The following is a 22,946-nucleotide window of genomic DNA, read 5'->3' as shown; positions in this document are numbered from 1 at the left end:
TCAGTCTCGACGGTAGCGGTCATCCACGTGCGTCTTCGGCCTCCTCGGCGGCAACCCGATCGAGCGTGTCCACGCCATAACGGGGGAACATCTCGACCACTCGCTTGAAGCGACGAAACAAATAACTCGAATCGTGAGGACCGGGTGACGCTTCGGGATGATATTGCACCGAGAAGAACGGAACACCCTGCCCGCGCATCCCTTCCACGGTGCGGTCGTTGAGATTCAGATGCGAGAGCTCGGCTCGTCCTTTCAGAGACTCGGTGTCGACGGCAAATCCGTGGTTCTGGGAAGTGATCTCCACTCGCTGGCTGCGCAGGTCGACCACCGGATGGTTCGCGCCGTGATGGCCAAAATCGAGCTTGTAGGTTCGCCCGCCCAGGGCTAGGCCCAGGATTTGATGACCGAGGCAGATACCGAAGACCGGTTTCTTTCCCAGCACGCCTGCGACGGCCTGATGCGTATACAGCAGCGCGGCTGGATCGCCCGGTCCATTGGAAAGAAAAATCCCGTCCGGGCTTTCCGCGAGAATTTGTTGTGCACTCGAATTTGCCGGCAACACCCGCACCCGAAAGCCGCTGGCAACTAGCCGGCGCAGAATATTCAACTTGATTCCGTAGTCGAGAGCGACCACGCGCGGCGCATCGCGCAGCTCTTCCTTGGTCATGGCCCGGTAGCCCTGCCCCAGCTCCCAATCCGCAAGGTCCCAATCGTGCGCCTCGTGGCACGTAACCTCTCTGACCAGGTCCCGACCTACCAGCCCGGGCGACGCCTGCGCCTTTCTGACCAACGACTGCGGATCGAGATCGATGCTGGAAAGAACGGCTTGCTGCGCTCCGTGCGTCCGGATGTGGCGCACCAGGGCGCGCGTATCCATTCCTTCGATTCCGGCGATTCCCGCCTCTGTCAGGTACTCGTGGAGCGAGACTTCGGAACGCCAGTTCGATGGCCGCTCGCAGCATTGCCGGACGATAAATCCTTCGACGTAAACGCGGCGCGACTCGACATCCTCTCGATTGGCGCCCACGTTGCCAATCTCGGGATAGGTCATGCACACGAGCTGGCCCTTGTAAGATGGATCGGTGAGCACTTCCTGGTATCCGGTCATCGAAGTGTTGAACACCACCTCGCCGGTGGCTTCGCCCACCGCGCCGAATGCAAGACCGCGATAGATGTTTCCATCCGCGAGGGCCAGGATTGCGGCTCGTTTATCGCGCGCAGCCATCAAGCGTCTCCACGTCGGGCGTCATATACGATTTCGCCACCGACCATCGTCAGAATCGCTCTTCCCTTAAGCCGCATTCCCATGAAGGGCGTGTTACGACTCTTTGAACGAAAGCGATCCGGTTCCACGGCCCACTCGAGGTTGGGGTCGACTACGGTAATGTCGGCAACGGTGCCGGTGGCCAAAGTTCCGCGCTCGAGCCGCAGGAGGCGGGCAGGATTCAAGCTCATCATCTCAACCAGACGCGCCGCACCGATCAAAGATCGGTGCACGAGTTGCAGCGCTAAGCCCAGCGACGTTTCAAGACCCACTACGCCGTTGGCACAGTCCGCGAAGAGTTCTGCCACCCGCGGTGGCAGCTGATCAGCATCGCGGTTGGGGCTGAAGAAGTCCGTGAGTTGCTCGAGATGCTTTGCGGCCGGTTCATGGGGAGCGTGATCAGATGCAATCATGTCGATGGTTCCGTCGGCGATTGCCGCGCGGAGCGCTTCTACGTCTCCTGGTGCACGGAGAGGCGGATTCATCTTAGCGTTCGGACCCCAGCGAAGCGTCGCCGCCTCGTCGAGCGCAAAATGATGGGGCGTCACTTCGCAGGTGACCTGCGCGCCCCGGCATCGAGCCTCGCGTACCAGCTCAAGCGATTCGCGGGTCGAGACGTGCGCGATGTGCACCGGTGCCCGAGTCGCGACCGCCAAGCCGAGATCTCTTTGGACGCGCTCTGCTTCGGCCGCGTTCGGGTAACCCTTGAGGCCCAGCCGTTTGGCCGCAGCGCCGGCATTAACTGCACCATTGCAGGAAAGGTTGCGGTCCTCCTCGTGCAACGAAATCGCGTACCCGAGCGCGCTGATTTCATCCAGGGCGCGGGTCAGGAGCGGCTCATCATCGACCGGCATGCCATCGTCGGAAAAGAGTCGCGCGCCGGCCTCGGTCATGGCCCGATAGTCGACGCCGGCCCGTCCTTCGAGCCCACGCGTTACGGCCGCTACCGGGACGAGTTGCGCGCTGCGCGTCGCGCGTGCTCGTTCGAGCATATAGCCGGTGACCTGCGGTGAATCATTGACGGGTCGGGTGTTGGCCATCGCGGCCACCGTGGTGAACCCACCCGCGGCTGCGGCGCGGAGACCGCTGGCGATGGTTTCCTTTTGGGGGAAGCCGGGATCGCGCATATGTACGTGAACATCGATCAGCCCCGGCAGCACCCAGCACGATTGCGCGTCGACAATAGCGCTGCCTTCAGGCGCCAACACGCTACCCGACGGGCCGATGGAAGCGATCTTGTCGTCGACCGCGAGGACGTCGAACACGCCCTCGGTCCGGGTTGCCGGATCGACTACATAGCCGCCGCGCAACAGGATCCCCGTCATTTCACCTGCTCTGCAGTTTTAACGGGCTCGACCATCGAATAGATCATCGCGCGGTCAGGCGCCTTGGGTTTTCCGTTGCGGCCCGAAGGTGCGAGGCGAACCTGTACGCGTTCCGACGCTGAGGTAGGAATATTCTTGCCGACGTAGTTCGGACGTATCGGCACCGCGCGGTGGCCCCGGTCAATCAGCACCGCTAACCTCACCGCGGCCGGCCGACCGTACTGCCAGATCATGGTCATGGCGCGTTGTACGGTCCAGCCGCTGTTGATCACGTCATCGACGATCACGATGGTGCGACCTTCGACCCCGAAAGGAGCTCCACCATCCAACTCCTGGATGGCTTCCTGAGACCGGTAAACATCCACCGCCGCACAGGGGGCGCGAGTTCCACTCTTCTTTTCGAGCACGTCGCGCACGCGGGTTGCCAGGACTGCACCGTGGCTCACTACTCCGATCAGATAGACATTGGTCAGGTCACTGACGTCGGCAGCTATCTGGTCTGCCAGCGATTCGACCGCGAGCGCAATCTCGTCGGAATTCATGACTTCGCGCTGCGGTCCGCGCCGGTACGGTTCGTAGCCGTGTTCTTCGGCCTGCTTGACGGTTTCGAATACCGCCAGAGATGGTTCTTCGATCCATTGTCGGACATAGCCGTACAGATTCTCATCGTACTTGTAGTAGCGATGCGAGCGCGCATGTCCGACGAATTCGACGTTCAGTTCCCGCTCGCAATATTCACAGCGAAGCGGCAGCACCTGTCGGTCCATGTTGCGCGCCAGCTTGAAACGCGGACGCAGGTGCGGACCCTCGAAACGAGTGATGCAGTTAGAATTGGCGCAGCGGGGATACGGCTCGGCTTTGAAGCGAATACTTTGGCCCGCCGGTTTCGCGTCGGTGCGCTGGTCACGTTTTTGTTCAATGAGCCACGCGACCAGCGCCATCCGCACCGGTACGCCGACGGCAGCCTGCTCGAAGTAAACTGCACGCGGGTCGGTGTCGAGTTCGTACGCGAGCTCATCGGTACGCGGCAGTGGATGCATGACCACCGCCTCATGGGTGCGCTGGGTTTTGAGGGCCCGCGCATCGAAACGTACGTAATCGCCCGGTTTGATTTCCTTACCCGCCATCCGCTCCTTCTGCAGCCGGGTAACGTAGAAGGCGTCCAGCGAAGCCGGCGCCTCGCCCGCGGGCGCTTTGTGGAGTGCAAGGTCGCCGGTGAAAAGGGCCATCTGATGCGGAGCGCTGGGAGTCAGATACAGCGCGTCGAGTCCACCGGCGAGCGATTTCAGCTCATCCATGGTTACCGTGGAGAAGCTGTAGTTGCGTTCCGCGGCCAGGCGCTCCAGGACATAAGCCGGCACGTCCATCCCGCTGGTCGGAACCGCGACGATGTTCGCGCCGAAACGGGCTAGCGCGTAAATCAGGGAATGGACGGTGCGGCCGAACTTCAGGTCGCCGCACAGCGCGACCGTGAGCCCTTTGAGCTTCTTCTTCTTGCGGCGCAGGACAAACAAATCGCAGAGGGTTTGGGTCGGATGCTCGCGACTGCCGTCTCCGGCGTTGAGCACCGGACACGGCGCATACTCTGCCGCGACCCGCGCGGCACCGTCCTGTGGATGGCGCAGCACGATGAGGTCGGCGTAGGCACTTACAATGCGTACCGTGTCGGCCAGACTCTCCCCTTTGACGGCGGAACTCGCACGCATATCGGCAGAGCTGATGACCGCACCGCCGAGCCGGTGCATGGCCGATTCGAAGCTCAAGCGAGTTCGCGTCGATGGCTCGTAGAACAGCGTCGCCATGATCAAACCGTTGGCGAGCGCGAGGCTCGTGCCGCGCGCGAGCGCTTCGGCAAATTCGTCCGCGAGCGTGAAGACCCGCTCGATCTCGGGCAGCGTGAGATCGTCGATCGATACCAGGTCGGTTTTGTCAAGTCGGGTCATCAACCTTGCGCGCCGCGCGTCACTTTCCGTTTCCGATCACGACTGCATCGGCACCATCCACCTCGGCCAGGCGTACGTATACGCGCTGGCCTTCCGGCGCCCTGATATTTTTGCCCACGTAGTCCGCGCGAATGGGCAGCTCGTGCTCACCGCGGTCCACCAATACGGCCAGTTGAATCGACTCTGCGCGCCCCAGGTCAGCGAGCGCGTCAAGGGCAGCGCGCACGGTGCGCCCTGTGTAGAGAACATCGTCGACCAGCACGACCCGCTTCCGGTCCAGTGAAAAAGGAATATCGCGACCGAGCAGCCGAGGATCTCCAGGGCTGCCTTTGCCGTCGTCGCGATACGAAGAGATGTCAAGTGTGCCGACCGCGATGCTACCCGCGCCGTTCGCGTCGAGTTCGGCCGCGAGCCGCTCGGCCAAGCGGGCGCCACGCCGCACGATGCCGATGAGTGCGAGGTTTTGGGCGCCGCCGTGGCGCTCCCCGATTTCATGCGCGATCCGCTTGATGGAACGCGCGACCGCGGTAGCGTCGAGGGCGATTTGCGGCTTGGTGCTCATCGCCGCGCGCGAAAAAAAACCCGACTGCGGGTGCAGCCAGGCTGAATGCAAAGGTGATTCATCTGTGCAACCTTCCCGCTATCTCAGTAGCGGATTAAAGGTTACTTCTTTTGTAACCGCGCGCGATCTTCGGGTCAAGGGGCGGGCGCGGTGGAACGGTCAGGCGCTCTTCTTGCGCTCCAGCTTTTTCAAGCGCTGGTCCTGATCCCTGGTCTGAATGGTGATCCGATCGTCGAAACGATCAAACTTTTGTACCAGGCTTAGCAGGGCTTTGTTGGTTTTGTTGAGTTCGATAGCTAGCTTCTTGGTGGTCGATTCGGCTGACAACGCAAGTTCGCGTTTCAATGCTTTGGCGCTTTCGGCCATTTCGCGCACCAGTTCGTGCTCAATCGTTTGTGCATTGCGCTGCGCCTGCTCCTGGGCGGCGGCGGCGCCGGTGGTGAGGCGCGCGGCCGTGGTATCGACGGTGCGCGTAGCTTCGGCGCTGAGCTGTTCGCGGAATTCCACGCGGGTACGACCGAGTGTTTCACCAAGCCGCACCATCTCCGCGCCGAGGTCCGACCTGAGCACGCCCAGGCCGCGGCGATTTTCCGCAATTTGGTCGGAAAGGAAACGAATCTGTCCCCCGACTTCCGCAAACTGCCCGAGCAGTTCCTGGCGCAGCGAGTCGATGCGGCCGCCAAACCCGGTTACCGCTTCAATCACCAACTCGAACCGCACCCCCAGTTCTTCGAGCATCGTTCCTAATCGGTCCGCTGCTTGGTCGGCCACTCAAGCCTCCTTCCGTCCGTCAATGAACGATCATCCCGAAGCGTGACCAGCGCACCGGCAGCAAGCCCTCGTGATCGCTGTCCCACGACCAGTAAATTATCAGCGCCTTACCCTCAACGTCGTTTTTATCGACAAACCCCCAGAACCGGCTATCGTAACTGCGGTCGCGATTATCCCCCATCACAAAGATTTTTCCAGAGGGCACCTGAACCGGACCGAAGTTGTCGCGCGGTGAGATGGGCGAGCGGTCCCCGTCGGCAACCTCGAAATGCCCATGGGGATCATCCATCCTCTGACCGTTGAGCCATACGTGTCCGTTCTTCACCTGGATGGTGTCGCCCGGCAGCCCAATGACGCGTTTTATGAAATCCTTGGTGCGGTCGGGAGGAAAAACGAACACCACCACGTCGCTACGATGGATCGCCTCGAAATGCACCAGGTACTGTCCGTACGGCAGTCCCGGGATTTCCAGGCCTAAAATAGAGTCCGGCATGCGGACCCCATAGATCATCTTGTTGACCAGAATATGGTCGCCGATGAGCAGGGTCGGCTCCATGGAGCCTGAGGGAATTTTGTACGCCTGGATAAAAAACGTGCGAATAAAGATCGCAAGTACCAGGGCTATTGCGAGCGCTTCGGCATATTCGCGCGCCGCCGATTTCTGTCGTGGGGACGCGGAACCGGTACTCGCGCGCGGCGGTTCCGTCGACTTCAGCTCTCGCACTGGTTGTGCCACGCCCGACCCCTTCCGATCTTCTTACTCACTGAGCGATCTGCCGAAGCGCGACCATCGAATTGGCAACAGCCCGCTTGCGTCACCGTCCCAAGACCAGTAAATCACCAGCGCCCGCCCTTCCACGTCGTTCTGGTCGGCAAATCCCCAATACCTGCTATCTTCGCTATGATCGCGGTTGTCCCCCATCACAAATAGGCGCCCCGCGGGGACTTCGAGCGGACCAACGATGGCTCCGCTGGCGTCCATGAAGCCAAAGTTGTCGCGCGGAACTTCGAAGCGCTGCCCATCGGGGACCTCGAGGTGCGCATGTGGATCGTTGATGGGACTGCCGTTAAGCCATACCCGGCCAGTTTTTATCTGGACCTTGTCGCCGGGGAGGCCGATCACCCGCTTGATCAGATCCTTATCGCGCTCCTGTGGATGAACGAAGACGATTACATCACCGCGGTGGATATTTCCGAAGTGCACCAGGTATCGTCCGAGTGGCAAGCCGACGAGGTGCAGGCCAAAAATCGAATCGGGCAGCCTGATCCCATAAGCCAGCTTGCTCACCAGGATGTGATCGCCGATCAGCAACGTCGGTTCCATGGAACCCGAGGGGATCATGTACGCCTGTATGAAGAAGGTGCGAATGACCAGCGCGAGAGCCAGCGCGATTAGCACCGCCTCGAGATACTCACGCGCGACCGATTTCCTCGGCCACGCGGCGACTTGCAAGGTGTCGTCAGCCGGAGGCTGCTCGGACGACGCGAGTACCCTCCCGGGATCTTCCACGGGCGGCGTCACTCGCCCACCTTCAGCAAGGCCAGAAAGGCTTCCTGCGGAATCTCAACCCTTCCGACCTGCTTCATGCGCTTTTTGCCTTCCTTTTGTTTTTCGAGCAGCTTGCGTTTGCGCGTGACGTCGCCGCCATAGCATTTGGCAGTGACATTTTTTCGCAGCGGCTTGACCGACTCGCGCGCAATAATCTTCGCTCCGATGGCGGCCTGGATGGCTACTTCGAACATCTGGCGGGGAATCAGCTCGCGCATCTTCTCGCACAAAGCCCTGCCACGCTCGTAGGCCTTGTCACGATGCACGATGACCGACAGAGCGTCGACTACCTCGCCATTGATTCGAATGTCCAATTTAACCAGAGGCCCGGCCCGGAAGTCCAGAAACTCGTAATCGAGCGACGCGTAGCCACGGCTTACGGATTTGAGGCGATCGTAGAAGTCGAAAACGATCTCCGCTAGGGGAAGCTCGTAGTGGAGGATCACCCGCTTGTCGCCTACAAAACGCATATCGCGTTGGACACCGCGGCGTTCTTCGCAGAGATTCATCACCGCGCCGAGGAATTCCTCGGGCATATGGATGGAGGAGAGAATGAAGGGTTCCTCGATAGCCTCGAGACTGTTCTCGGCCGGCAGCAGCGTCGGGTTATCGACGAGCACGGTCTCCCCCGCCGTGGTCCGCACCTGGTACGCGACGGTGGGCGCGGTAACGATGAGGTTTATATCAAACTCGCGCTCGAGCCTTTCCTGTGCGATTTCCATGTGCAGTAGCCCAAGGAAGCCAGCGCGGAATCCGAATCCCAATGCTTGCGAGGTTTCGGGCTCACAGACCAGGGAGGCATCGTTGAGCCGGAGCTTTTCGATGGCATCGCGCAACGCTCCGTATTGATTGGCCTCCGTCGGATAGAGACCCGCAAACACCATCGGCTTGAGTTCCTTGAAGCCCGGCAGCGGCTGCGAGGCAGGTTTCGCTGCGTCGGTAACCGTATCCCCCACCCGCATATCGCCAACGTCTTTGATGCCGGGGACCACGAATCCGACCTCACCGGGGCCAAGCGAATCGACCTGATGCTCGTGAGGGGTGAAATGCCCCAGGCGCATCACCTCTCCGGTTTTGTCGGTTGCCATCAGGCGCACGCCCATCCCTCGGCGCAACTCTCCGCCGAACACCCGTACCAATCCGATCGCCCCCTCGTAGCTGTCGTACCAACTGTCGAAGATCAGCGCGCGCAGCGGTGCGTCGGTTTCCACCCGCGGCGCAGGAATTCGCGCGACGATCGCTTCGAGTACGCCGTCGATGCCGACCCCTTCCTTGGCACTAGTTAGTATCGCGTCCGATGCAGCCAGGCCGACAATTTTTTCAATCTGCTCTCGGGTGCGGTCGACATCGGCGCTGGGGAGATCGATTTTGTTGATGACCGGGATAATCTCCAGACCGTGATCGATAGCCAGGTAGACATTGGCCAGGGTCTGTGCTTCCACCCCCTGGCTCGCGTCTACCACCAGCAGTGCGCCTTCGCAGGCCGCCAGGCTGCGGGACACTTCGTAGGCGAAGTCGACATGGCCGGGGGTGTCGATGAGGTTGAGAACGTAGTTTTGCCCATCGTGCGATTGATAGTTGAGGCGGACCGAGCGCGCCTTGATGGTGATACCGCGCTCGCGCTCGAGGTCCATGGAGTCCAGGAATTGCTCCTTCAACTCGCGCTTGGAGAGCGCACCGGTGCGCTCCAGGAGCCTGTCGGCCAGGGTCGATTTGCCATGGTCGATATGCGCAATGATACTGAAATTGCGAATCGAAGCCGCGTCGGTCATGTTAACGCCCGCGACCGCGCGCATCGCGAAAATAGCTAAAGGTCCGCTCCAATCCTTCGGCGAGCCCGACTTCCGGTTTCCAGCCCAGCTCCGCCGCCGCACGCCCTGGCGATATCACCGAGCGCAGCTGCTCGCCGGGACGCGCCTCGGCATGTTGCGCCAGCGGCGCTTCGCCGGCGACTTGAGCCAGCGCCGTATACAACTCGTTGACGCTGGTCTCGCGGCCGGTGCCGATGTTGAGCGCGAGACCCGAGGCCTTCGACGTCAGGGCGTAGAGATTGGCGCGCACCACGTCGCCTACGTAGGTGTAGTCGCGGGTTTGCTTCCCGTCGCCGAAGATCGTGCAGCGCTGGCCCTCGAGCATGCGTCCGCAGAAGATCGCCACCACCCCCGCCTCCCCATGTGGGTCCTGCCGTGGTCCATAGACGTTGGCGTAGCGCAGTGCGAGGTAATCGATCCCGTATTGGGCTCGGTAGAAAAACAGATATTTCTCGGTCGCAAGCTTGGCGATGCCATAGGGGCTCAACGGGCGGCACGGATGGTCCTCGTCGCAGGGGAAGGTTTCCTGTTCGCCGTATATCGCTCCCCCGGTGGAGGAAACGACGCAGCGTTTTAGGCCGTGCTGACGTCCGGCTTCCATCAGGTTGAGAAACCCGACCAGGTTAACTTGCGCATCGAAGGCAGGATCGGCAACCGAGCGGCGCACATCCATCTGCGCCGCGAGATGATAGATGACCTCGGGCCGCTCGCGCGCCATGACGTCCTGGACGGCGGCTGCGTCGCACAAATTGGCCTGGTAAAGGCGTGCCTTGGCATTAAGTTGCTCGCACTTTCCTGCGGAAAGATCGTCCAGCACCGCAATCTCCCCCGCGCCCACATTGACCAGGGCATCAACCGTGCTAGAGCCGATAAATCCCGCGCCGCCGGTGACCAGTATGCGCATAGCCATCAGACCGCCGGCCTTCCCACCGAGTAGTAGCGGATCTCCAACGCCTTCATTAGTTCGGGATCATACAGGTTGCGGCCGTCGAATATCACGGGCTGCTTGAGTTCGGCCTTGATGCGTTGGAAGTTGGGTCGTCGAAATTCGTTCCATTCGGTGCAGATGAGCAAGGCATCCGCGCCCTTGAGGGCCTCATAGTTAGTCTTGTGAAAACTGACTTTGGAATTGAGCAGCTTGCGGGCGCTTTCCAGCGCTTCCGGATCGTGAACCCGGACTTTAGCGCCGCGCGCGAGCAACTCTTCAATCACCACCAGTGAGGGGGCCTCGCGCATATCGTCAGTGCGCGGCTTGAAGGCGAGTCCCCAAATCGCAAAACTGCGCCCGCTCAGGTCGTTGCCGAAATGTTCTGTAACTCGCTTTGGCAGCAACCGTTTCTGCTGCAGATTCACACTCTCAGCCGCTTTGAGCAGCGAGCAATCCTGTTGCTTCTGGTCGGCGGTATGGATGAGCGCCTGGACGTCCTTAGGGAAGCACGACCCGCCGTAGCCGATGCCGGGGAAAAGAAACTGCGATCCAATTCTGCGGTCGGAACCCATCCCGCGGCGTACGGCGTTGATGTCCGCACCAACCGTTTCGCAAAGATTGGCCATCTGATTGATGAAGGAAATTCGGACCGCGAGAAACGAGTTCGCCGCGTACTTGGACAACTCCGCGGACTTCGGATCCATCACCAGGATAGGATTGTCGGTGCGCACAAAGGGCGAGTGAATGTCCTTTAAGATAGCGGTCGCGCGATCGGACCGGCTACCGATGATCACCCGGTCGGGGCGCATGAAATCTTCCACCGCCGACCCTTCTTTGAGGAACTCCGGGACCGAGCAGACATCGATATCCGCCCGGCCCAGCCGCACCAGGAGGTCTTTTACCTGGTCATTGGTGCCAACCGGGACTGTGCTCTTGATCGCCACAACGTGATAGCCCTGGGCCGCTTTGGCGATTTCCTCTGCGACACTGAACACGCTGGATAAGTCGGCCGCCCCGGACTGCCCCATCGGTGTTCCCACCGCAACAAACGTGACTATCGATTGCCCGATCGCTCCACGAACATCGAGCGAAAAATGGATGCGGCCTTCGTTCAGATTGCGGCGCACCAGTTCCGCCAGACCGGGTTCGTAGATTGGAATCTTACCTTCCGTGAGTGCGGAGATACGCCGGGAATCGATATCCACACACGCGACATCGTTGCCGTTCTCGGCGTAGCAAGTGCCACTTACCAATCCCACGTAGCCGGTTCCTACCACTGCGATATTCATGCGCCCTAGAATTCCTCTTTGATCACGTAGGTCTGTTTGCCTTGCGATTCGTGATAGGTTCGCGCCAGCATTTCGCCAAGCAGTCCGATGCTCACGAATTGTACTCCAACCACCACCAGCAAAACCGCCAGTAACAGCGCCGGCCGGTCGCCGAGGTTATGACCCAAAACCACTTTCTCGAACACCAGCCATGCGGTCCACAATGAACCCAGCGCACCGAGAACGAAGCCGATCGTGCCGAAGACCTGGATCGGCCGGGTTGAATATCCGGACAGGAACTTGACCGTTATCAGGTCAAGCAGCGTCCGCAGACCGCGCCCCACGCCGTACTTCGAGGCCCCGGAGGTGCGCGGGCGGAAGCCGACTTCGACCTCGGTGATGCGCGCACCCTGCTCCGCAGCGATGGCGGGCACGAAGCGGTGCATTTCGCCGTACAGGCGCAACCCTCGCGCCAGGTCGCCGCGATAGGCCTTCAAGGTGCATCCGTAGTCGTGCAGGCGGACGCCGGTAATGCGAGAAATCAGCGCGTTCGCCGCGATCGACGGCAACCGCCGCGACAGCGCCGCCTGCCCCCAGCGTCCGGTTCTCCATCCGCTGACCAGGTCATAACCGTCGGTCAGAGCAGCGAGCAGCTTGGGAATATCGGCCGGGTCATTTTCGCCGTCAGCGTCTAGCGCTACGACCATCTCACCGCGCGCGCGCGCAAACCCGCAGGCGAGTGCCGCGGTCTGCCCCGAGTTGCGTGCCAGCCGGATTACCCGGACCCGCGAGTCAGTCCCGGCAATCGTGCGCAGCACTTCCAGACTGCCGTCGTCGGAACCGTCGTCGATAAACAATACCTCGTAAGGCCGTCCCAGCTCGGCGAGGGTACGCGCGAGCTCCGCGTGGAGCGGAGTCAGGTTGTCGCGCTCGTTAAAAAGCGGGACGACTATTGAGAGATCCATCGCGCGTGATGCGAGTCGGTTAGCTCGACGAAGGCGCGGTAGCGCTTTTCGATTTCCTCCCAGGTGAGTTTCTCGAGGCGCTGGAGGGAAAAGTCCTCAACGACAAAGGAGCCCATCACGCTCCCGTAAACGACTGCGGTACGGAGAATGGATTCGCTCATCCGGCCATGGCGCGCCAGGAATCCCATCAACCCGCCGGCGAAAGTATCCCCGGCTCCGGTTGGATCGACGACATCTTCGAGTGGATAGGCGGGCACGGCGAACATCCCCGCTTTGCTGAATTGGAGGACCCCGTATTCGCCGCGCTTGATGAGCACTGTTTCAGGACCCATCTTCAGGATCGCGCGCCCGGCTTTAACGAGATTGTGCTCCCCGGTCAGCAGGCGAGCCTCGCCATCACTGCACAGCAGGATCTGAATGCGGGGAAGGACGCGGGCCAATCCCTCTCGAGTGTTTTCGATCCAGTAATCGTAGAGGTCCGCCGCCACCAGCTTGGGGCTCTGCAGTTGATCGAGCACGTGTTCCTGCAGATCTGGATCGTTGGGCGCCAAATACGCGTAGTCGGCGCGGCGCTGATCGGGCAATAACTCGGGCGTAAAATTTTCGAGCACGTTGAGCGAAAGCTTGATCGTGTCGCGCCTGTTCAGGTCCTCGTGATAGCGGCCATGCCAGCGCGTGGTCTTTCCCTCGCGCGTCACCACTCCCCGAATGTCGATCCCCCGCTCGCTGAAGAACGTAAGATCACTCTGCCGGAAGTCCATGCCCACCACCGCAACGATGCTAACCGGCGAAAAGAACCTTGCCGCCACTGAAAAATAGCTGCCGCCGCCCCCCATGACTTCCTCAACCTTGCCGGCAGCGGTTTCGACCGTGTCATACGCCAAGAATCCTACAACCACGATGCTCATCGAGTGCTCCTATCGTTTCATCAAGCGAGAAAGCTATTTCAGGTACTTGCCGATTAAAGGCCGAAGATCCTCGACGAGTCGCGGGGGGATAACGCTTCGGTCGGTGATAATGGTGCCCTCCAGCGCGCTGGAGCAAGGGCAGGTTCGCTCGCGGGCGGCGATGATCCGCGCGAGCCCGGCCACCGCTTGCTGGGCGGTTTCGACGTTGAGGCGCATGACTCGCAAGATCTCTCCGATGTCGACCGCGGCGACGCTCTCATGCCAGCAATCGTAGTCGGTCACGAGGGCCAGGACTGCGTAGCAAAGCTCAGCTTCGCGCGCGAGCCGCGCTTCCTGCATTGCGGTCATGCTGATCACGTCGGCGTTCCAGGAACGATAGAGGTGTGATTCGGCGCGCGAAGAGAATTGTGGGCCCTCGATGCAGAGATACGTCCCTCCCTCATGGGTCGTTGCGCCGGCCCCGCGCGCCGCCGCGGCGAGGGCCGAGCACAGCTGCCGACAGACCGGATCGGCGAGCGAAACATGCACGACGATGCCGTTGCCGAAGAAGGTGCTGGGGCGTCGCCAAGTGTGATCGATAAACTGATCGGGAACCACCATCTCGCCCGGTTTGATCCGCTCTCTCAAGCTGCCCGCGGTACTGACCGATACCAGGTACTGCGCGCCGAGCGTCTTCATTCCGAAGATATTGGCGCGAAAGTTTATCTCGCTGGGCAAGATGCGATGACCCTTGCCGTGGCGCGAGAGAAATATGACTTCGGCGTCCCCGATGCGGCCCCGCAAGAACGGATCCGAAGGTTTGCCAAAGGGCGTGTCGATTTCGATCTGCTCGACCCGCTCCAGCGCGGGCATCTGATAAAAGCCGCTTCCTCCGATCACGCCGATTGTGGTTGTGGTCATCTATCCTTCCGATCTCTGCGGAGTCAGTCGCCGCGCGCTGCGGAGCCGTCCTTGAGATTGACTATTGGCTTAAGGTCTCTGTATGAGGCTCTGCGTAGAGCTGCCCGCACGCGGCCGCAATGTCGCGTCCCCTGCTCTCGCGAATGGTAGCCGTCAAGTTACCTTTATGCAGAATGGCTTGAAAGGCCTCCAGGGTGGAACGCGAGCTTGCCTGAAAGCCGGATCCTGAAAACGAGTTGAAGCAGATCAAATTCACTTTGGCCCGAACCGGCGCCAGCAACTTGACTAGGCGGCTCGCGTCGGCGGGCGAGTCGTTCACTCCCGCGAGCATCACGTACTCGAAGGTGACTCGACTGCGGCGCCGAAGGGGCAGCCGCGAGCAAGCCTCGATCAGTTGCGCTAGCGGATAACGTTGGTTGATCGGCGCCAGGCGATTGCGGACCTCGTCCGTTGTGGCATGCAGCGACACAGCCAGATTGACCGAGGTTTCAGCCAGCAAGCGAGCCATAGTCGGCGGCAAACCCACCGTAGAAACCGTGATTCTTCGCGGCGAGATCGTCATTCCCCAGGGCGCGGTCATGATTTTCAGCGCCTGCGACAGGCGCGGATAGTTCGCCAGCGGCTCACCCATGCCCATGAAAACATAGTTGGTGAGGATCTCGTCGGCGCCAAGCTCCTGGCGAGCCGCGCCAATCTGACTGACGATCTCGCCGGTGCTGAGGTTTCGATGCAGCCCCATGCGCGCGGTTGCGCAGAACGCACAACGCATGGCGCAACCAACTTGGGAAGACATGCAGAGGGTAATGCGATTGCCAGCGGGAATAATGACCGTTTCGATTTCCTCGCCGTCGGTTAGACGTACAAGGAGTTTGCGGGTGCCATCGCTGGACCGACGCACCGTCGCAACCAGAGCCGGTGGGAGTCTAAAGCGATGGTTGAGGAAAGCTCGCAGCGCTGCCGGCAAATCGTGCATTGCATCGATGGAGTCCACGTTGCGGCGATACAGCCAATGCGCAATCTGACGGGCCCGATACGCCCGCTCGCCGGCAGCGACCACGGTTTCTTCCAGTTCCTCGAGTGAGAGATCCCGCAGGTCGCGCAGCGCGTTTAATCCGGTGTCCTCTCCGCGAGCAGCTGCGATTGCTTCGGTCACGTGCGGGATTTTATCGGAAAACCGCGGATCAAAGCAGGCTTAGGTCGAACCCGTGGCTACCCGTCGAGTCGCCGCCAGGGGGCAATGCTTGAAATCTCCGCGCTCCAGCCCGCCTCCAATTTCCCAAACGCGGACCCAATCGGTTAGGTCAGAAGTTCGATGGCGCTAAAGAAGAAGGCTATTTCGCGCGCGGCGGTTTCTGGAGCGTCGGAGCCGTGTACCGCGTTTTTTTCGACGTCTACTCCCAGGTCTTTGCGGATGGTGCCGGCTGCGGCTTTGGCCGGGTCGGTGGCACCCATAACTGTTCGCCACCGGGTGATAGCTTGCTCGCCGGACAGCACCGCTATAACGACTGGGCCCGAGGTCATGTAGTCGCACAGCGTTTGGTAGAACGCCCGGTCCTTGTGAACCTCATAGAACCGTTCCGCCTGCGCGCGAGTCAGGTGGAGCTTCTTTACCGCGCTTACCGCGAGCCCCTGCGCTTCGATGCGTTTGAGAATTTCGCCGGCGAGGCCACGTTGGACGGCATCGGGTTTTACGATCGCTAGGGTTCGTTCCATTTAATTCGCTCCCGTTAAATCTAGGAGGATTTCATAGGCAGCGCGGATTAACTGTGATTTACCCCACCCCGCTCTTCCCGCACCGGCACCAGACGTCAGGTCAGCCAAGCTGACTACTGGTGGGCCGTCTTTCCTTCGAGCACCTGCTTCATGGTGATGCCGAGTTCGGCGGGGCTCATCGCGACTGAGATTCCGGCAGCCCTGAGCGCGGCGATTTTATCCGCGGCGGTTCCACTTCCCCCCGAGATGATCGCACCGGCATGCCCCATGCGCCGGCCTTTGGGAGCGGTTTGCCCGGCGATGAACGCGACTACGGGCTTCTTAAAGTTCTGCTTTATATATTGCGCCGCCTCCTCTTCGGCGGTTCCGCCGATTTCGCCGATCATGATAACTGCGCGGGTCTGGGGGTCTTCGTTGAACAGTTTCAACGCATCGATGTGGGTGGTCCCGACAATCGGATCACCACCAATACCGATGCAGGTCGATTGACCGAGGCCCAGTTGAGTCAGCTGGTAAACCGCCTCGTAGGTGAGAGTTCCTGAGCGTGAGACGACGCCGATGTCACCGGGCTTGTGGATGTAGCCCGGCATAATGCCGATTTTGCACTCGCCCGGGGTGATGATTCCCGGGCAGTTCGGACCGATCAGGCGTGAGCGGGTGCCGGCCAGATACGCCTTGACCTTGACCATGTCGAGGACTGGCACGCCCTCCGTAATGCAGATGATGAGCTCGATTCCTGCCGCCGCCGCCTCCACGATCGCATCCGCGGCGAACGGAGGAGGAACGTAACTCACCGTCGCGTTGGCGTCGGTCGCGTTGCGCGCCTCTTCGACCGTGTTGAAGATCGGAATGCCCTCGAAATCGGTACCGCCCTTTCCGGGAACCACACCACCGACCATCTGGGTGCCGTATTCCTTGCACGCTCGGGTGTGAAGCTGGCCGGTCGCTCCGGTGATGCCCTGGGTGAGGACCCGAGTGTTTTTGTTGACGAGAATGCTCATTGCGATTCCTAGGCCTTGATCGCTTGTGTGATACGTCGCGCAGCATCGGCCATGTCGGATGCCGGAATCACCTTGATGCCCGACTCGGCAAGAATCTTCTTACCTTGCTCGACGTTGGTTCCTTCCATCCTGACTACCAGAGGGACGTTCAGGTTTACCTGCCTGGCTGCTTCCACCACGCCCTGTGCCAGCACGTCGCAGCGCATGATGCCCCCAAAGATGTTGATCAGGACACCTTTAACCCGTTGGTCAGAAAGGAGGATGCGAAACGCGGCAGCAACCTTCTCGGTGTTAGCGCCGCCGCCGACATCGAGGAAGTTGGCGGGTTCGGCACCGAAGACCTTGACGATATCCATGGTGGCCATCGCAAGGCCTGCACCGTTCACCATGCACCCAATATTTCCATCGAGATGCACGTAACTCAGATCGTACTTTGCGGCTTCGGTCTCGTCGGGGTCTTCCTCGTTCGGATCGCGCAGCTCGCGGATATCCGGATGACGGAAGAGCCCGTTGTCGTCGAAGGACATTTTCGCGTCGAGGCACAGCACTCGACCATCCTTGGTCACCACGAGGGGGTTGATCTCAACCAGTGAGGCGTCGGTTTCTAGGAACGCCTTGTAAATCGACCCGAGCAGCGCGGCAAACTGATTAACCTGCTTGTCTCTGAGGCCTAGAGCGAATGCGATCTTTCTGCCGAGGAAAGGCGACACGCCGAGGAGAGGATCGAGTGGTTCGGTGATGATTTTTTCGGGAGTCTTGGCAGCGACTTCCTCGATATCCATGCCGCCCTCGGTGCTAGCGATTACGGAGACCATGCCGGCTTTGCGATCGACCAGCATTCCAAGATAGAGCTCGCGCGCGACGTCGCTCGCTTCTTCGACATAGACGCGCCGCACCACCCTCCCCTGCGGTCCGGTCTGGTGGGTCACCAGCGTCTTACCGAGAAGCTGGGCCGTGAAGTCTTTTGCTTCTTGGGCGGAGGAAAGCAGTTTCACGCCACCGGCCTTGCCGCGTCCGCCCGCGTGAATCTGGGCCTTGACGACCGCTCGCGGCTGACCCAGCGCCCTGAAAGCGTCGGCGGCTTCGTCGGGAGTCGAAGCGGGTTGTCCCTTCGGTACTGGCGCGCCAAAGCGTCCGAGGATTTGCTTGGCCTGAAATTCGTGGATGTTCATGTTTGATAACTTCCGGGTCAGTTACCCTGCGCGATAACCTTGTCCATTGCAGCAACGAGTTCCTGCACGTGGGCGACTGAACTGTCGAATGCCTTCTTTTCCCCGGCGGTGAGCTGAATCTCGACCACCCGTTCAACCCCCCCGGCACCGATCACCACCGGAACCCCCGCGAAGACCCCTTTGACACCGTACTCGCCTTCCAGATACGCGGCACACGGCATCAGTTCATTCTTATCGAGCATGTATGCCTCGACCATCTTGAATACCGCAGTTCCCGCCGCGTAGTAGGACGAGGTTTTCATCAAATTCACGATTTCGCCGCCGCCGTTGCGCGTGCGGACTTCGATCTCATCCAGGCGCTTGGCCGTGATGAGGCGTTCGACCGGTATGCCGCCAACGGTGGTGTAGCTGCGGACCGGCACCATGTCGTCGCCGTGTCCGCCGAGCACCATCGCGTTAATGCTCTCGACCGACACCTTGAGCTCCATACCCAGGAAAGTTCGATAGCGCGCGGAGTCGAGCACGCCGGCTTGTCCGACGATTTGATGCTTGGGGAAGCCGGTTGTGCGCTTTAGCTGGGTAACCATGGCATCAAGAGGATTTGTCACCGCTATCACGAAAGCGTTGGGGGCGTGCCGCTTGATTGCTGCACCGACGTCAGTCATGACCTTGGCGTTTATCTTAAGAAGATCGTCGCGGCTCATCCCGGGCTTGCGCGGCGACCCCGACGTAACAACGCAGCAATCGGCGCCTTCGATATCCTTGATATCGGTACTACCGACTACCTCGGCATCGATGCCCAGCACGGGCGCACTCTCGGCCATATCGAGCGCTTTGCCCTGGGGCAGGCCGTCGATGATGTCATACAAGACAATATTGCCGAGTTCGCGCAGGAAACACAGGTGCGCACAGGTGGCGCCCACGTTGCCGGCGCCGATGAAGGCAATTTTTCTCCGAGCCATGGGTGATCTCCCTGAATGGACTTCCTGAAAGTGAGTCTTATACTAGCGGATCTGCTTATGAAGCAATCTTAAGTCGCCGCAGCGATCCTTTCCCAGTGTCAACTAGCGCAGCCACTTTAGCAATTGCGTCATCGTCAGGTTCGACCATGCGGAGCTCAAAGAATTGTCGTTCGCCTGTCTCGAAGAGCGCAATACCTCCGCACTCTCCAATGCGCTGAGCATACCGCGCGCGGAGCTCACGTTGTGGGTGGCGCGGTGAGGACAGACGCTTCAAGATCCTCGATTGCTCGGAGATTCCGCCGACGGGACAGGTAGTGGCTCGCGGCGGCGACGCCAGCTGGCGCGGATCAGGTCGCGATTCATGTCCCCGATGAACTCCAGGGGTATCTCCTTGGGGCAGACGGCTTCGCATTCGCCATGGTTGGTGCAACTGCCGAACCCCTCACGCGACATCGCTGCAACCATGCTCAGGCTGCGGTGATCGCGTTGAGGCTGACCTTGGGGCAACTGGTTGAGGTGGGTCAGTTTGGCCGCGGTGAAAAGCATGGCCGCGGCGTTTGGGCACGCCGCGACGCAGGCGCCGCACCCTATGCACGCGGCGGCATCGAATGATGTATCCGCGGCTTCCTTGGGAACCAGAATCGCGTTGGCATCGGGGGCACTTCCGGTAGGCGCGCTGATGAAGCCGCCGGCCTGGACGATGCGGTCAAAGGCGGAGCGGTCGACCACCAGATCTCTGATGACTGGGAACGCTGCGGCGCGCCACGGTTCCAGGATCAGACGGTCCCCATCCTTGAAGAATCGCATCGAGAGCTGGCACACGGTCGTGCCGCGCTGGCCGCCATGCGCGACCCCATTGATTAGAAATCCGCACGAACCGCAGATGCCCTCGCGGCAATCGTGTTCGAACGCCACCGGGGGCTCGCCCTGCGCGCTCAGGTCTTCGTTGAGCGCATCGAGCATCTCCAGGAAGGAAAGGTCGGGAGCGATATTTTTTACCTGGTAGTCCCTGAACTCGCCGGGGGCAGTGGACTTGAGCTGGCGCCAGATTCTGAGATGCAGGTTCATGACTACTTGTAGCTCCGTTGCGCTAGATGCACGTACTCGAACACCAGCGGCTCCTTGTGCAGCGCAGGCGCGGCGCCATCGCCGCCCTTGTATTCCCACGCCGCGCAATAGGAGAAGTGGGCATCATCGCGCAACGCCTCGCCTTCGGAGGTCTGGCTCTCGGTGCGGAAATGACCCCCACAGGATTCCCTTCGGTGCAGTGCATCCATGCACAGCAACTCGGCCAGTTCGAAGAAATCTGCGACTCGCCCCGCTTTCTCCAGCGATTGGTTGAGCTCTTCGCCGGTCCCGAGCACGCGGAGGTCACGCCAGAACTCCTCGTGCAGTTTGGTAATTTCGCCGAGTGCGTGCCGGATGCTGGCTTCCGAGCGCGTCATTCCGCAATCGTCCCAGACAATCTTGCCGAGCTGACGAAGGTAAGAATCCGCACTGCGTGTGCCATTGATGCCGAGCAACCTAGCGACACGCTGGTCGACATCGTCACGCACCGACTGAAAGGCCGGGTGCGAAGCGTCCAGCGCGGGGAGCGGGTTGGACGCGAGGTAACTTGGCACCGTCGCAGGAATAATGAAGTAGCCGTCGGCGAGGCCCTGCATCAAGGCGCTGGCGCCCAGCCGATTTGCGCCGTGATCCGAGAAATTCGCCTCGCCCGCCACGAACAGCCCGGGGACGTTCGACATCAGGTGGTAATCGACCCACAAGCCGCCCATGGTGTAGTGCGGCGCGGGGTAAATGCGCATCGGCACCCGGTACGCATCCTCGCCGGTGATCTTTTCGTAAATTTCGAACAGGTTGCCGTACTTCTCGCGCACCGCCTCCGGGCCCATGCGTTGGATCGCATCGCGAAAGTCCAGGTAGACGCCCTGCCCGGAAGGTCCCACTCCGCCGCCCTCGTCGCAGATTTCCTTGGCAGCACGCGATGCAATATCGCGCGGGACCAGGTTGCCAAAGCTCGGGTAGCGTCGCTCGAGGTAGTAGTCGCGCTCGTCTTCCGGAATCTCATTAGGTGGGCGCCGGTCGTCCTTTCTTTTCGGCACCCACACCCGGCCGTCATTGCGCAGCGACTCCGACATCAGGGTGAGCTTGGACTGATGCTCGCTGGTGAGCGGGATGCAGGTCGGATGAATCTGCGTGAAGCACGGATTGGCGAAGTACGCGCCGCGACGATAGGCACGCCAGATGGCAGTGCAATTCGATGCTTTAGCATTGGTCGACAGATTGAAGACGTTGGAATAACCGCCGGTCGCGAGCACCACCACGTCGGCGACGTGACACTCGATGGCGCCGGTCACCAGATCGCGCGTCACGATGCCGCGCGCTTTGCCATCGACAACTACTACATCGAGCATCTCGCTGCGCGCATGCATTTGCACGCTGCCGGCGGCGATCTGCTCCTCAAGCGCCTGGTAGGCACCGAGCAGAAGCTGCTGGCCGGTTTGTCCGCGGGCGTAGAAGGTGCGCGACACCTGCACGCCCCCAAACGAGCGGGTGTCGAGCAACCCGCCGTACTCACGCGCGAACGGGACGCCCTGCGCTACGCACTGATCGATGATGTTCACACTCAGTTGCGCGAGGCGGTACACGTTTGCTTCGCGCGAACGGAAATCTCCACCCTTGACCGTGTCGTAGAACAGACGATAGATGCTGTCGCCGTCGTTGCGATAGTTTTTGGCGGCGTTGATTCCGCCCTGGGCGGCGATCGAATGAGCGCGCCGCGGAGTGTCGTGATAGGAAAAGCAGTCAACGTGATAGCCCTGCTGGCCCAGCGAAGCGGCGCCGGCAGCGCCGGCGAGACCCGAGCCGACCACGATGATGGAGTGCTTACGGCGGTTGGCGGGATTTACCAGTTTCATCTCGAACCGGCAGGTGTCCCACTTCCTTTCGATTGGACCTGAGGGAATCTTGGCATCCAGCGTCGTGGCTTCCATCAGCGGACCAACCCGGTCATCACGCTGAGCGGTACCGAGACGAAGCCGGCGAAGATCACGATTGCGATAATCCGTGAGATGGCGCGCAGCGTCGCGACGTTGCGCGTCGTGCTCCAACCGAAAGTCTGCAAGAAGCTCCAGATGCCGTGGTCGAGGTGGAGGCAAAGCGCCGCCATCGCGATGATGTAAAGCACTGCCACCGGCCATACGGAAAATCCGGCGACCACGTTCTGGTAGACATGGAGGTCGCGGTACTGCCCGGGCGCGAACCCGACGGCGCCCACCGTGAAGTGAAGGATATGAAAAACGATGAACAGGGCGAGCAGCAAACCGCCCCAGCGCATGGTCTTTGCGGCCCAGGTAGTCTCGACGCTTTTCCGATACTGGTAGGTGACGGGACGCGCATTCCAGCTGAGCCGGGTCAACTGCACCGCGGCGACGATGTGAAGGGTCACGGCGGTGAGCAGCACGACGCGCACCATCCACAGCGCATCGCCGTAGCCGAGCTCCGGCTGGCCCAGGGTACGCAAGGCCCGGGAGTAGGCGTTGATCTCATCGGGGCCGGCGAAAATCTTGAGGTTACCGAGCATGTGGGCCAGCACGAATGCGATCATGATCGCGCCGGTCACCGCCATCACGAGCTTTTTGCCAACTGCGGTTGCCCAGAAAGCTCCGAGCGGATGGGTCGCAAGCATCACGGATTTTTCTGTTGCCCGCACGGTTGGTGCACTTGATGCTGCCATCTATAGATCCTGCCTTCTTCAGTATTCCAGGCGGACGCTACGAGCTCGGGTTTTCGGGCCAATCAGGGAAGTAGACTAACTTATATTAAGGATATCTGCAAATGAGTCGTACTTAAGTCACCCAGTTCCTGGTCCTCCGCGCAGCGTGGCTCTACTAGCACCCCG

21 protein-coding genes are annotated in these 22,946 nt (G+C 60.7%); all 21 read right to left on the bottom strand.

What is annotated here, in order from left to right; all coding sequences use genetic code 11:
• Positions 1-19: 19 nt before the first annotated feature.
• Positions 20-1,225 carry a glutamine-hydrolyzing carbamoyl-phosphate synthase small subunit gene (carA, locus tag VGI36_06525; GenBank protein ID HEY2484784.1) on the bottom strand — a complete coding sequence of 402 codons (1,206 nt, stop codon included), beginning with the start codon at positions 1,223-1,225 and terminating at the stop codon, positions 20-22.
• Entirely contained in the window at positions 1,225-2,589 is a 1,365-nt protein-coding gene (locus VGI36_06520; GenBank protein ID HEY2484783.1) for a dihydroorotase, read from the bottom strand. Before VGI36_06520 ends, carA begins: the two co-directional genes overlap by 1 nt.
• Positions 2,586-4,532, bottom strand: a complete 1,947-nt coding sequence (locus VGI36_06515) for an aspartate carbamoyltransferase catalytic subunit (GenBank protein HEY2484782.1) — start codon at positions 4,530-4,532, stop codon at positions 2,586-2,588. Before VGI36_06515 ends, VGI36_06520 begins: the two co-directional genes overlap by 4 nt.
• A 19-nt stretch (positions 4,533-4,551) precedes the next feature.
• Positions 4,552-5,094: a bifunctional pyr operon transcriptional regulator/uracil phosphoribosyltransferase PyrR gene (pyrR, locus tag VGI36_06510; GenBank protein HEY2484781.1), complete on the bottom strand. Its 543-nt coding sequence runs from the start codon at positions 5,092-5,094 to the stop codon at positions 4,552-4,554.
• Between the two features lie 159 nt (positions 5,095-5,253).
• Entirely contained in the window at positions 5,254-5,865 is a 612-nt protein-coding gene (locus VGI36_06505) for a hypothetical protein (protein ID HEY2484780.1), read from the bottom strand.
• A 19-nt stretch (positions 5,866-5,884) separates the two neighbouring features.
• Entirely contained in the window at positions 5,885-6,601 is a 717-nt protein-coding gene (gene lepB, locus VGI36_06500) for a signal peptidase I (GenBank protein HEY2484779.1), read from the bottom strand.
• A 21-nt stretch (positions 6,602-6,622) separates the two neighbouring features.
• Entirely contained in the window at positions 6,623-7,387 is a 765-nt protein-coding gene (gene lepB, locus VGI36_06495) for a signal peptidase I (protein ID HEY2484778.1), read from the bottom strand.
• Positions 7,384-9,210 carry a translation elongation factor 4 gene (gene lepA, locus VGI36_06490; protein HEY2484777.1) on the bottom strand — a complete coding sequence of 609 codons (1,827 nt, stop codon included), beginning with the start codon at positions 9,208-9,210 and terminating at the stop codon, positions 7,384-7,386. The genes lepB (VGI36_06495) and lepA overlap by 4 nt, the downstream gene beginning before the upstream one ends.
• Positions 9,188-10,135 carry an NAD-dependent epimerase/dehydratase family protein gene (locus VGI36_06485; GenBank protein ID HEY2484776.1) on the bottom strand — a complete coding sequence of 316 codons (948 nt, stop codon included), beginning with the start codon at positions 10,133-10,135 and terminating at the stop codon, positions 9,188-9,190. Before VGI36_06485 ends, lepA begins: the two co-directional genes overlap by 23 nt.
• Positions 10,135-11,442, bottom strand: a complete 1,308-nt coding sequence (locus tag VGI36_06480) for a UDP-glucose/GDP-mannose dehydrogenase family protein (protein HEY2484775.1) — start codon at positions 11,440-11,442, stop codon at positions 10,135-10,137. The genes VGI36_06485 and VGI36_06480 overlap by 1 nt, the downstream gene beginning before the upstream one ends.
• 5 nt (positions 11,443-11,447) lie before the next feature.
• The gene (locus tag VGI36_06475; GenBank protein HEY2484774.1) at positions 11,448-12,386 is read right to left on the bottom strand and encodes a glycosyltransferase family 2 protein; all 939 of its coding nucleotides are present in this window, start codon (positions 12,384-12,386) and stop codon (positions 11,448-11,450) included.
• Positions 12,371-13,294 carry a PfkB family carbohydrate kinase gene (locus VGI36_06470; protein HEY2484773.1) on the bottom strand — a complete coding sequence of 308 codons (924 nt, stop codon included), beginning with the start codon at positions 13,292-13,294 and terminating at the stop codon, positions 12,371-12,373. Before VGI36_06470 ends, VGI36_06475 begins: the two co-directional genes overlap by 16 nt.
• Positions 13,295-13,327: 33 nt before the next feature.
• Positions 13,328-14,194 (bottom strand): S-methyl-5'-thioadenosine phosphorylase, encoded by an 867-nt coding sequence (gene mtnP / locus VGI36_06465; GenBank protein HEY2484772.1) that lies wholly within the window; start codon positions 14,192-14,194, stop codon positions 13,328-13,330.
• Positions 14,195-14,255: 61 nt separating this feature from the next.
• The gene (gene rlmN, locus VGI36_06460; GenBank protein HEY2484771.1) at positions 14,256-15,347 is read right to left on the bottom strand and encodes a 23S rRNA (adenine(2503)-C(2))-methyltransferase RlmN; all 1,092 of its coding nucleotides are present in this window, start codon (positions 15,345-15,347) and stop codon (positions 14,256-14,258) included.
• A gap of 143 nt (positions 15,348-15,490) precedes the next feature.
• Entirely contained in the window at positions 15,491-15,907 is a 417-nt protein-coding gene (gene ndk, locus VGI36_06455) for a nucleoside-diphosphate kinase (protein HEY2484770.1), read from the bottom strand.
• A gap of 113 nt (positions 15,908-16,020) precedes the next feature.
• On the bottom strand, positions 16,021-16,908 hold the full coding sequence (gene sucD, locus VGI36_06450) for a succinate--CoA ligase subunit alpha (GenBank protein ID HEY2484769.1): 888 nt from the start codon (positions 16,906-16,908) through the stop codon (positions 16,021-16,023).
• Positions 16,909-16,916: 8 nt separating this feature from the next.
• Entirely contained in the window at positions 16,917-18,080 is a 1,164-nt protein-coding gene (gene sucC / locus VGI36_06445; GenBank protein ID HEY2484768.1) for an ADP-forming succinate--CoA ligase subunit beta, read from the bottom strand.
• A 17-nt stretch (positions 18,081-18,097) separates the two neighbouring features.
• Positions 18,098-19,042, bottom strand: a complete 945-nt coding sequence (gene mdh / locus VGI36_06440) for a malate dehydrogenase (GenBank protein ID HEY2484767.1) — start codon at positions 19,040-19,042, stop codon at positions 18,098-18,100.
• Between the two features lie 270 nt (positions 19,043-19,312).
• Positions 19,313-20,110: a succinate dehydrogenase/fumarate reductase iron-sulfur subunit gene (locus VGI36_06435; GenBank protein ID HEY2484766.1), complete on the bottom strand. Its 798-nt coding sequence runs from the start codon at positions 20,108-20,110 to the stop codon at positions 19,313-19,315.
• Positions 20,111-20,112: 2 nt separating this feature from the next.
• Positions 20,113-22,038 (bottom strand): fumarate reductase/succinate dehydrogenase flavoprotein subunit, encoded by a 1,926-nt coding sequence (locus VGI36_06430; protein ID HEY2484765.1) that lies wholly within the window; start codon positions 22,036-22,038, stop codon positions 20,113-20,115.
• Positions 22,038-22,781: a succinate dehydrogenase cytochrome b subunit gene (locus VGI36_06425; GenBank protein ID HEY2484764.1), complete on the bottom strand. Its 744-nt coding sequence runs from the start codon at positions 22,779-22,781 to the stop codon at positions 22,038-22,040. Before VGI36_06425 ends, VGI36_06430 begins: the two co-directional genes overlap by 1 nt.
• Between the last annotated feature and the right edge of the window lie 165 nt (positions 22,782-22,946).

Source organism: Candidatus Binataceae bacterium (assembly GCA_036495685.1).
In the GTDB taxonomy this organism is placed as follows: domain Bacteria; phylum Desulfobacterota; class Binatia; order Binatales; family Binataceae; genus JAFAHS01.
The sequence above is the reverse complement of the archived record's forward strand: the minus strand, read 5'-3'. Positions and strand labels throughout refer to the sequence as shown.